The following is an 11,996-nucleotide window of genomic DNA, read 5'->3' on the forward strand; positions in this document are numbered from 1 at the left end:
CCACCCGTTACTGATCAACGGCGTGTCTGATCGGTAGGATTGCGGCCATAACCGAAAGCCCAAGATGACTCAGGCCCTTGATCGAACAGCAGTGCACACGACACTCGTTGTGCCTTGTTTCAACGAAGCGAAAAGGCTAGACCACCGTAGTTTCGCGAACTTCCTCCTTGCCAACGACCGTTTTCGAGTGCTGTTCGTTAACGATGGCAGCACGGATGATACCGTGGAAGTACTCAGCCGTATCCAACAATCATCGCCAGCAGATTGTGTGGAGATATTGAGCCTGTCGAAGAATTGCGGCAAGGCAGAATCGGTTCGACAGGGCATCCTACATGCGCTCGAGCGATTTCCCGTGGGGACCGGCTCACCCCCTCACTACCTTGGCTATTTCGATGCCGACTTAGCCACACCTATTGAGGAGATCCCAAGGCTGGTGGACGTGGCGATACGCCGCCAAGACATCTCCGTCGTGACGGGTGCACGACTAAACCTACGCGGACGCCACATCGAGCGTGCGAGAATGCGGCGGTGGTGCGGTGCTGGCTTTGCCCTGATGGCGGACTGCTTGCTGGGCTTGAATATACGCGACACCCAATGTGGTGCGAAAGTATTTCGCGTGCAGGACGGCACCCATGAACTATTTCGCAGCCCATTCATGAGTCGATGGCTGTTTGACGTCGAGCTCTTCGCTCGCCTCCGAACTCTCGCACAGGAAAACGCTGCCGACGATCGACCGGATGCCATCGCCAGGTCTTTCGAAATTTTCGAATACCCTCTCGAGCAATGGCGGGATGTCGCCGGTTCGAAGTTGCGACTTCAAGTATTTCTCTCGGCCCCCTTCGAACTCCTGCGCATCGCGTTGGTATATCGTTTCGGCATCAAACTGCCTGGCCATTTTGAGCATGATCACGAATGCCATCTGGAACCCGTGCATTCGACGATCGAAGCTCCAAACAGGGTGTCGCTTCCGTTTCATGATCCAGAACGCAAGGCCGCATAGGGGCATGTTCGCAACCAGGCCGGTCTACTCTATCGAATGCTATTGAAATTCACTTATGAAACTGAACTTGCAAAGTGGCGTTGATCGATATTCGATCTCGATCTTCGTCGTCGCCTGCGTCATTGGACTGTCTGTTTTCCTCGCCACTCCTGATCGCTCGGTCTCATTTCACTATGAGCACGCCGCCGAGCGTTGGATGCACGGCGAGTCGCTCTATGAAACATCCATGGTCACCGGCGGCGGATTTATCTATTTGCCGCAGGCTGCTCTGATACACATTCCTTTCGCCGTCGCATCGTCGGTGACTCATTGGGAATATAGTGGCGATGTTTTGTGGCGTTTGTTTTCATGGGCCAGCTTCGCGTTCGCCGCCATGCTATTGGTCGCACGCGTATGCCCGGGGACGGGGCCGGACGGACCGGATAAGGAACGAGCGGAAAACAAGTGGCCGAACGCTCCGCGCTCGGAATGGTCGACCGCGGAGCGATCGACCACCATATCAGACAGTCATTTCCCGCCCGTTCCTAACCGGCTCGCGATTCAGTGGCGCGTCGCCTTGCTCACATCCTTGCTGGGGTTGAGTTGCCTACGAATTGGCCAATCGACGTTGCTGATGACTGCTCTGATTCTGTTCAGCGTCGACTCGTGGTATCGCCAAAAGTGGATTGTCTGCAGCTTGATGACGGTCTTGGCAGTGTGCGTCAAACCGCTCGCTGTGGTCCCGCTCCTGCTGTACTTTGCCATCGCCCCCAGGACGCGTGTGCCACTTTTACTCTTTTCGCTTGTTGCGTTTGCCCTGCCGCTCGTTTTGCAGTCCCCCGCGTACGCTTGGCAACAGTACCTCGACTGCGCCACCATGCTGCAGGCAGCATCGGATGCCGGCACATCGGCGAAATGGGCACAGCTATTTGGGATGTGTGCTCAGCTCGGCTTTGCGATTCCCGTTGCGTTTCAAAATCCTGTTCGGATGCTCGCAGCAATTTTGGTTCTCGCCGCGGTGATCCAGGCAACGCGAAATCTGCCCCGGTCTCGACAGTACCTGTGGTTCTTTGGATGGACGGTCATCTACCTGATGCTGTTCAATCCCCGTACTGAAAACAGTACCTATGCGATGGTCGGGCCGCTCTATGGAATTTGGATTGGAATCTGTCATGTCCGAAAGAAATATGTGGCGGGTTGGGCACTCTTTGTGTTGGCTCTTGTGACGATGGGGAGCTATGAAATCGGCAAGTTCATCACACCGGAGGGAGGGGACCCGACATGGCTGGCGCCCCTTTGCTGCTGTTTCTTCAGTCTCTTTCTTGCGATCGAATTCGGTGGCGAGCTGGCGTGCGCACGAGCAAAATCGCTGGATGATTCACCGGCTTGCGAACAGGGAGCCTGAGCATGCCCTGCCCCGTTCTCCTCATTCGTGCTGACGCGTCCGTCCAAACGGGTACGGGGCATGTGATGCGCATGTTGGCCCTGGCCCAAGCATGGCGACGACGCGGTGGCCAAGCCCACCTGCTTTCACGGTCGCTGCCACCAGCCCTAGCGGCGCGTGTCGCGAGCGAATCCATTTTGCTACACGACATGGATAATCCGCCGCCGAGCGATGAGGATGGCGATCAGCAGGTGACGATCGACGTCGCCCACCAGATCGATGCACGCTGGGTCGTCGCCGACGGCTACCATTTTCCGCTGGAATTTCAAAAGGCCATTCGCGACGCGTCACTGCGTTTAGCGGTCGTGACCGATTTCGATTACTGCCCGCTGTGGTCGGCCGACGTAATCGTCAACCAGAACCCGCACGCCTCGCGGGAACCGTACGCGTGTGATGTGGCTGATTGTCAACGACTATTTGGAACCCGGTATGCGTTACTGCGTGAAGAGTTTCTGCGCAAACAGCGCGACACCGAAGAGTCGTCTCCCGCCCGTTCACGACGGCTCTTGGTCACTCTCGGCGGCAGTGACCCCGACAACGTCACCGGCAGGCTTTTGGCCCTGCTCGACTGCTGCGAGACGCCGCCGCTCGAAGTACGCGTCCTCGTCGGAATGGCGAACCCGCATCATGACAGCCTCGCACGGCAAGCCGCCGAGTCGCCGCACCAAATTGAATTGCTAACCGGCGTTGACGACATGCCCGCGCAGTACGTCTGGGCGGATGCCGCGATCACGGCGGGGGGCAGTTCGTGCTGGGAGTGGATGTACTTTGGGCTACGGGCGGCCATTATCGTCATCGCGGAGAACCAGCAACCGATCTACGAGGAGCTCGTGCAACAACAGATTGCCGTCGGGCTGAGGTCGGCCCAGCAGATCGATTGCCATGCCCTTGAGAAATTTCTGCAATCCCTCTCGGCAGGCGATCGGAATCGCGGACGCTACCGGGACTGGGTCGATGGCTGCGGCGCCGATCGGTTCGCAGCGGCCATGGGCACCGGCGTGTGGCTACGACCGGCGATGGCATCTGATCGTCAGATGTACTTTGACTGGGCCAACGATCCGGTCGTCCGTCAGAACTCGCTCCAAAGCAGCGTGATCACGTGGGCTGAGCACTGTGATTGGTTCGACAACCAATTCGATCGCGACGATCGCAGGATGTTCGTCGCCATGCGTGACGAGCAACCTGTCGGACAGATTCGCATGTCGCTGACCTCCGAGGGTGATTGGCTGATCGGATTCTCGGTCGCTGCCGCAGCACGAGGCGGGGGGCTGGGCCGTGAGATTTTACGACTGGGAATCGCCGCGATGCAGCATGCAGGCGTCCGGCGTTTTGTCGCCACGGTAAAGCAGGCCAACACCGCCTCGGCAAAATGCTTCGAGCGGTTAGGATGGGAACGAACCCAAGCCGATCAAACCTATCAATTTCGAAACGCATGACGATGCCCACTGCCAACCGAACGATCCCCGTCGCCCGGCGGCTCGATCGGGCCAGCGGCATGGACCTGACGCCTTGGTTTCAGCGTCTGAGCCGTCTTCCCTACTGCGCGTGGTTCGATTCGGCCTCGGATCACCTGCTTGATCGGGGCCGCTATTCCTTTCTCACAGCGGATCCAGTCGCCTGGTGTCTGGCCGACACAGCCTCCCCCGATCCATGGCCGGTACTGCAACAGTGGTGTCGCAGCCTGCAGCATTGCCCCTTGGCGACTGAGTCACTGCCGCCCTTCTGTGGCGGCATCGTCGCGCTGATCGCCTACGAAGCGGCGTGGTGGCTGGAACCGTCACTGCGGCCAGAGGCCCATGCAGCGACCCCGGCAATACCGGGGATGGCCATCGGGCTCTATGACTGGACAATTGCCGTTGACCATCAACTGAATCAGGTCTGGTTGCTCAGTACCGGATTGAGCGAAACCTTCACGCTCGATGCGGGGCGAGCCGAGAAACGCGCCGATCAGGTGATGCAGTGGCTCGAGCAGACGCCGCCAAGTCAACCACGCCCTGGCGAGCGTGGCGACATCGAAAGTAATCCACGCTCCGGCGAGCATGGTGGCGAGGCGAAGGTAACGAGTAATTTCACCGATCAGCAGTTTGCTGCCGGAGTGCAAGAAATCATCGACCGAATCCGCCAAGGCGACACCTTCCAAGTCAACCTGGCACAAACCCTGACGCATCCGGCCACCTGTTCCCCGGAGTCACTGTACCAGCGGTTACGACTCAAAAACCCGGCTCCCTACGCATCGTATTTTGATTGCGGTGAGTATCAGGTCATCAGCTCATCGCCGGAAGGTTTTCTGCAGGTTCGCGGTGGCGCCGAGGGTGAGCGGATTGTCGTCACACGTCCAATCAAGGGAACCGTGCGCCGCACTGGAGATTTCGCGACCGACACGCGACTCGGGGAAGAACTTCTCGCCAGTGAGAAGGACCGGGCGGAAAACATCATGATTGTGGATCTGATGCGAAACGACTTGTCGCGCGTGTGCAATGACAGCAGCGTGGAAGTCACCGGCCTATGCGAACTCGAGAAGTACCAACGAGTTCAACACCTGGTGTCGACCGTCCGCGGCGTGCTCGGCCCGGATGCGTGCATTTCCGATCTGCTCGCCGCTTGCTTTCCCGGCGGCAGCATCACGGGGGCACCCAAAATGGAATCCATGCGGACCATCGCGAGGTTGGAGGGACGGCCCCGGGGCGCCTATTGCGGTTCGCTCGGTTACGTCAGTCTCGGTGGCGCGGCGGACTTCAATATTTTGATTCGCACCGTGACTCAAAAATTCAACGAACAGAATGCGGCGATCTGGGAGTTCCCCGTCGGCGGCGGCATCACCGCACGCAGCGACCCGCAGCAGGAAACCGAAGAAACATGGGTCAAAGCGGCCAGCCTCCTCGAAGCAATCGAGCTGGCAGACTAGATTGAAGAAGACACTCGGAGACCAACCTCCCGCCTCCCTTTTCGGCCGCGTTCTATGAATCCTGACCAGCCTGAGCCTGATCCCGACCAACCATCACCCGATGAAAATCCCGCGTTGCGGGCGCGGGTTCCTGATCACGTCGCCGGCGGCTGTTTCAGTACTGGCGCGATCGTCATGACGGGGCCAACGGAATTCATTATCGACTTTTTGCAAACGGTGGGACGACCCCATCGCGTTGCTGCTCGGGTTGTGATCCCACATCCTGTGATGCCCCAGTTCGTCGATGCTTTGCAGAAAAATCTGGATATCTATCGCAGTCGTTTTGGTGAGCCCTCGGCGCCGCCGGTCCCGACAAACCCCGACCAGCGACGGCCCACGCCGCAGGAACTCTATGACGACCTGAAACTTCCCGACGAAGTGCTGTCGGGCGCCTATGCAACCGGGGTGATGATCGGACACGGAGCCACCGAATTTGGTTTAGATTTCTTGACGAGTTTTTTCCCGCAATCCGCCGTTAGCGCCCGCGTGTACTTGGCCGCCGGTCAGGTCCCACGCCTACTCGATTCACTCAAGGGCGCGGTGCGTCAACTGCAGGAGCGGCGCAACCCGCCTCCGGAACATCTCGCCGACGAAGGACCACAGAAGCCGACCGAACCGCCTGAGGACATCGCCTGAGGACATCGCCTAGGAATGAGCGGAAGTTTACCGTCTGAGTTGTGGTCGAACGCTCCGCGGTCGACGATTTCCGCCGCGGAGCGCTCGACCATTCCGACCGCGGAGCGTTCGGCCACTTATTTTCCGCTCGTTGCTTCGCGATCGAAATCGCGACGGAAGTCGCTCGAGACCGCGATCCCGCGTGCCCGCAAACCGCTCCAACGGCCCAGGGGTCCATCCGGGGCTGCCGAAAACCGTCGGGGTTCCAATCTCGTACCCGCTGCGACGAACGGGGGGGACTGACGTCAAATTGAATGCCCCTAATTGCGTGTTAACGGCGAATTCGCCACACGTTCAAACGCTGGAACCGCCCTGCCCGCTGTCTCTTTTCCGGCATTTTGATAAGCTAGCGATGCGACAGGGCCTGCTGCCGGCGGGTTCTGCCGCTCTTGCTAAACATCGTTTCCACCCCTGAGAGGCCGCTCCATGTCCTTGCTTCGTGATTCCGCTGAACTGCAAAGAACCGTGGGTTGGGACGCTGAATTGGCTTCATCGCCGGCCGAGCGTCAACGCCGACAAAGTTACCTTACTTTTCAACTCGCGATGGCTGGCCTGACGCCGCCTGATGAGTCCGGACAGGCGCAACCGGAGTCGGCTCTGCCGCGTGAACTGCTAGAAAGTTTTCGCGAACGCAACGCGATTCTGCGCCAAATCCAACCCCCGATCGATGGTCGCATCGAAGCGTTTCTGAAACGATATTTTTCAGATTGCTCGGGTGTCGGATCGCTCAAGTTGCCCACCCGCTCACTCTCGCTCGACCGTCATGGTCAAGCCCGCGAACTCAGCCTCCCGCTGGGGAAAAACAGCTTTGAGAGCGACCTGGTTAAGTCATATCGCTGTTTCAATGGCGTCTTGAACAACCCGCGGTCCGATCGCCGGACGACGGCGGGGACGTTTCACATCGTGGAGGGCAGTTTGCCGATCCCGAGTGACAAGCGTGCTGTGCCGAAGGCCGTGTTCGTGAAGATGTTTGCAGCGGCCATGAACCCGCCCGCTGCTGACCTCGAACTCCCTTACACCAGCGGTTCGCCCGATCCGGCACGGACGTGGGTGTCGCTGATGCTGCGGCCCCTCGTTGCTCCCGCAGTGCAGGGCGTCAGCGAAGCAAAATCGATGGAAACTCGGTTTTTTGCCCCCGGAGTTCACTGCAGTAATCTCGATTTCGTCGAGTCTATTTTTGGAAACGCCGGCGATCCGCTGGTCGCAGGTGCCGACGCGGGTCTGGATGCACGGCACTGGAGCGGTCATACGGGCTGCGTGATCCTAGCGACGCACCTGGTCAAGCTCACCAAGAAAGAAGTCGGACTGCCGCATCATGACGACGCGACCAAGCGGCAACGTCGCGACGGTATGTGCTGGAAGAATGAATCGGAACTGTACAATGACGGTTCCGCATTCAAGCTGACATGCCGAGACGATTCCGGTGTGATCGTGACCTTGATCGCCGACAACTACTACGGCTACTGCAAAAAAGAAGTCAAAACGCAACTCAGTTTCGCCGCCAACTTAATGGGTGGCGCCGAGGAAGAACACGCCGGTGGCGCCCTCGCGTTTGCCTCCTATTCACTTGGCGATCATTTCCAAGTCAACAGCCGTTTGTACAACGGCCAAACCTTCGCGGATGTCGCTGAGCGATACAGTGATTTCGTTGACGTGCAGAGGGAGGGGTATGGAATTGATAAAAACTTCCCGGAAGTCTTGTACATCCCCGAGAGTGCTTTTGCGTCGTTGCATCACCGCCATATTCGCTGGAAAGATGCCAACGGGATGACGCAATCGATCCCGCTATCGCCGGATCAGGTATACATCGCGCCGAGCGGATACAAGCTGCAACTCGAAAAACACACGCACGCACCGAGTTGGCGATTGATCGGCACATCCGCCGAGGGCGTCTTCTGTCACAAACCATGCACGGTCAGCGGTGGTGGCAAGAGCGAGATCAGCAAGAGTCTGCGTGACTACATGTTGTACGGCCCGATCTTTGTCAAAGACCAAGAGAAGGACTTTGCACTCGTCGACGAGATTTTCGCCAAGGATTACAGCACGCGGTGGGCCGACGGCGCCGAGGGGCCTAAAGTCTACACCGACCGTGCCAGTCGCAGTGTGCTCGACCCCACCCGTTCGCTCGGCAGCGTGATTCAGCTGCTGACACCGTCGCCGGAATACAACGACGCCTACAACGAGTGGCTGCGTTCGATTCCTGAGCATGTCTACGCAATCGCCCTGATTGTTAAACGCTTTAGCGGAGCGTCTGCGGACGTGAGCTGGCGCGAGCATTTCCGCGTTGATATTGTCAACGGCTCGCCAGGCCATGAACTCAAACTCGGCGACCGCACACTTGTGGGTAGCTATCTTCGCGTTGGTCTCGAGGACACCCGTTGGCGGACTTTCAAACTTCGCCAGGACTTCATCGCGGCCGCCAAGGTGCAACGCGAGGACGATATTTCCTGTAGCGTGGTCGTCCCAGCGGGCAGCGTGCATTCGCTCGGATCGATGATCAGTGAGGCGGGCAGCTACAAATTCGTCGAGAACTGCGAGTACCGCTTGTTCCAACGGCCCGACGACGCCGTCCATCGTGGTCTCGACAAGCAAACCGAACTTGACCTGTCCGGTCCCGGTAACTTCATCAGCAATTTTGAACCGCTGACGAGCAAGCAGGCCCGCGAGATCATGCGTGACGCGATCGAGTTTGATAAGTTCACCGGTCCGATGGAGGAGTTGATCGAGCAGGCTGCTAACGCCAACGATGGCTTCGTCGTCAGCACCGCGGACCCCCGCATCGTCAACGGCGCCCGAACCAAGAATCCTCGTTATCTCCAAGATCGCCCCGACATGGTGCGTGAATTGGATACTTACGTGGCCATGCGGGGCATCCAGTTGCATCGCAAACTCGAGGCCAGCGAGAGCGTTCTGACGCCCGTGGGCGCCGTGCTTGCCGGTCGCCGCAACAATCCACCTGACCGCGAAGCTGGCATTCGGTCGCTGGCGGTCTATTCGCCGCTGCATTACCAAGAGATGCCCGAGTTGATCATGGATTGGGTCTGCTCCCTCACAGGAAAGAGCCCCAGCACGACGGGAGCCGGCAGTGAAGGGGCACTCACGAAAGGGCCTTTCAACGCATTGCATCCCGCGATTGATATGAACTCCGCCATCGTCTCGATGATCTTGACGCAGCTGGGTGGGTTCAGCACACCAGCGGGACATATCGGCCCGAACTTTGAAGTGGGGCACGATATTTCTCTCTTGATCCCAGAGGTATGGTGTCGGATGTCTGCGGACGAGCGTGACCCGGCACAACTCATTGCGGATCGGATGCTCGAGAAGGTGCAAGATTTTGAGCACAACGGCACCTTGATCCCGGCCAGTCGACTCGGTTACCGGGTGACGCAGAAATTTGTACGAACCTACCTCGCTCGCGTCTTTGATAACCCTGTGAAGATCTTCCCAGAATCGATTTTACGACCGGAGAAGCAGGACTTGGATGCGTTTGCCGATGGGGTCCTGCAAATTGCCGAAGCCCAAACCCGTGTGTCGCAGAGCTACTTCAATGACTTCGGTTACGAACTGGCGTGTCCACCGCTGCGAGCGGTGCTCGACATCATGGCCAAGGGCGAACACAACGGTCACACCATCGATTCGCCCGAGGTTCGCAAGCTATTCGATCGCGACGAACTGATCGCCAGCGATTGGTATCAGCGGCGATTGCGAACAAAACAGACCCACGATATCGCTCACTGGAAAGCCTTTGAGGAGCGATTGCAAGCCTTCATTGACCGGCCCGAGAACGAGGAAGCGGTCGAGCGTCTCGGGCTTCGCCAACGGCTTGAGTATGCTGCCTCGCAGCGGGTATTGGCCGAGTCGGATACCTACATCGATTCGCTCGTCGGCACGATTGGGCTCGACCCCATGAGCCCCGCGTCCAACGATCCCGTGCTGCTTAATCGCCTCGCCGAAACGACTTAGGAACGAACGTAAATTGACGGTCTGAAATTGTGGTCGAACGCTCCGCGGTCCACGATTCCGACCGCGGAGCGTTCGGCCACTTATTTCCCGCTCGTTCCTTAAGAAGCCAGCCACAGGACGCCCCCCCGCGGGGCGTCCTCATGTTGTGACTTCAGCGTTCGCTGAACGCTTCCTGGGCGGAAATCGAAGGTGCCAGGTACCGAATGGCGTTGTCCACGCAATAGAATAGGGACAGGCAAGGAATAGTTGCCTTCGATCGCGGCTTGTATACCATTGCCGACCGGGGGGAAAAGTGGGTGGCCCTCTTTTCCTCTCCAAGGGCCTCGGCCTAAACGATAACCAGGTGCTATTTCGGTTCGCGTGAGCGGTCTTGGACCCCATCCGGGGTCCACTGCCGTCTTCGATTTTGGTTACCGGAGGTGTGCTGCGTTGCAGCGACCTCCGGCTATTGTCTGAAAACCGCTTCGCGGTGGGAGCGAAGCGGGTGAGCGGCGTAGCTCGTGACAGAGCGATGAGGGTGCGAGATTTGTTCGATACGATCGGGATCGTGTCGTGTATCCCGGAGGGATATCTGAGACAATAGCCGGTAAGCGCAGCGCCACCACCGGATAATGAACAGAGAAACTCGTCCGGATCCCGGAGGGATCGAAGATCATCCCACCCGGGGAGGGTAGAACAGGGACAGGCAAGGAATAGTTACCTTCGAGCGTGGCTTGTATACCATTGCCGACTGGTAGCAGTGGCGGCGGGCGCTGGCCGCGAAAGAAGTGCTCCAGTGATGTTCGCAGGACATCCAAAAGCGATTTGTTTTGATCCGAGCAGGTTGCCAATACCGTCCAAATCCGTTGGTGATCACCGAAGAGTTCATTCAGCGTTCGCAGAAACGTCTGCAGAACGCTGAATGAACAGCATCGACGCCCCGAGGCGTGGCGACATTGGGATGGCCCATTGGCTGGCGACGCTTGCACACACACTGTCGGGCCCTTGGCCTGAAAACAGTCCATCAAGTGTTCACCCGGCTGCGGCGGCCAGCATCCACGCACCCACCAAAGTAACCAGCGTGGCGGCCGCGGCCCCGAACTGCACACGCGAGCTGGCGAGTAGGCGTGTGGGCAATAAACTGCACAGACCGCCGATGACGAGCCCCGCCACGAAGCCTGTCACGTGGGCGAGCACATCGGTTCGCTCGCCTTCGAGGCCAAGTGTCGCCAATAACAGGATCCCCGCGACGAGTGGACTCCAACGCTGCATGGCAGTCGCTGATCGCCAATCGGCTTGAGGACGCATCGCCAGTGCCACGAGTATCCCGAGGGCGGCGAAGACAGCCGTCGAGGCACCGATAGAGAGGTGTGCGGGCTCACGGAGGGCCGCGTTGAGCAGGTTCCCGAGGGCGCCACCCCAAACGATCGCTAGCCACGCCACACCGCCACCGAGAATGCGTCCGGCCAGCAATCCGAACACGCTGCCGAACGCGAGATTCGACAGCAGGTGCAGCGTGTCAGCGTGGAGCGTCAATGCGGTCACGGTTCGCCACACTTGGCCCGACATCACCGGCCCCGCACGCATCTCGCCAGCCACCATCCAGTGCACACCGTAGGCTGAAACCTGGTTGAGGACGGCCACCGACACCAAGATCGCGATGTAGAAAACGACTCCCACGAACGCGCCGCCGAGCAACGGGTCACGGGCGGCGACCGGTATCGGCTCAGAGGCTTTGTCTTGCCCATAGGCATCGACTTCGGCGTTGGCCGCAGCAAGGTCATCATCGCTGACCACCACACCCCAGCCCAACTCGGTTCGAGCGAGCTCGGACGCGATGCCGATGGACTCCAACACCATGCAAATCTCTTGGCTTGCGGCGCGGTGCTGGGATTGGAAAACGAGGGCATGCATGTTACGTGACTTAAACTCCATCGTGGACCTTGCTCAAGATCCGTCAGCTTTATCGACAGTCTGCAAAAGAACGCTGCACCTTGGGTCTGGAGCAAGAT

Annotated in this window: 7 protein-coding genes; 6 read left to right on the forward strand and 1 reads right to left on the reverse strand. The window is 58.8% G+C overall.

Translation table 11 applies throughout. The annotated features are described in order from the left end of the window. Positions 1-64: 64 nt before the first annotated feature. The 6 genes from SH410x_RS20735 (at position 65) to SH410x_RS20760 (ending at position 10,005) form a co-directional block, all read left to right on the forward strand. Positions 65-1,000: a glycosyltransferase gene (locus tag SH410x_RS20735; RefSeq protein ID WP_473670412.1), complete on the forward strand. Its 936-nt coding sequence runs from the start codon at positions 65-67 to the stop codon at positions 998-1,000. Positions 1,001-1,055: 55 nt separating this feature from the next. Further along, positions 1,056-2,384: a hypothetical protein gene (locus SH410x_RS20740; RefSeq protein WP_473670413.1), complete on the forward strand. Its 1,329-nt coding sequence runs from the start codon at positions 1,056-1,058 to the stop codon at positions 2,382-2,384. A gap of 2 nt (positions 2,385-2,386) precedes the next feature. Further along, the gene (gene pseG / locus SH410x_RS20745; RefSeq protein WP_473670414.1) at positions 2,387-3,859 is read left to right on the forward strand and encodes a UDP-2,4-diacetamido-2,4,6-trideoxy-beta-L-altropyranose hydrolase; all 1,473 of its coding nucleotides are present in this window, start codon (positions 2,387-2,389) and stop codon (positions 3,857-3,859) included. Between the two features lie 2 nt (positions 3,860-3,861). After that, the gene (locus SH410x_RS20750; protein WP_473677365.1) at positions 3,862-5,328 is read left to right on the forward strand and encodes an anthranilate synthase component I family protein; all 1,467 of its coding nucleotides are present in this window, start codon (positions 3,862-3,864) and stop codon (positions 5,326-5,328) included. Positions 5,329-5,382: 54 nt separating this feature from the next. Further along, positions 5,383-6,003 (forward strand): DUF3467 domain-containing protein, encoded by a 621-nt coding sequence (locus tag SH410x_RS20755; protein ID WP_473670415.1) that lies wholly within the window; start codon positions 5,383-5,385, stop codon positions 6,001-6,003. 465 nt (positions 6,004-6,468) lie between these two features. After that, positions 6,469-10,005 carry a PPi-type phosphoenolpyruvate carboxykinase family protein gene (locus tag SH410x_RS20760; protein ID WP_473670416.1) on the forward strand — a complete coding sequence of 1,179 codons (3,537 nt, stop codon included), beginning with the start codon at positions 6,469-6,471 and terminating at the stop codon, positions 10,003-10,005. Positions 10,006-11,016: 1,011 nt separating this feature from the next. Here the strand turns inward: SH410x_RS20760 and SH410x_RS20765 are convergent. Next, entirely contained in the window at positions 11,017-11,919 is a 903-nt protein-coding gene (locus tag SH410x_RS20765) for a rhomboid family intramembrane serine protease (protein ID WP_473670417.1), read from the reverse strand. Positions 11,920-11,996: the final 77 nt, after the last annotated feature.

This window comes from Rhodopirellula sp. SH410, from assembly GCF_055811895.1.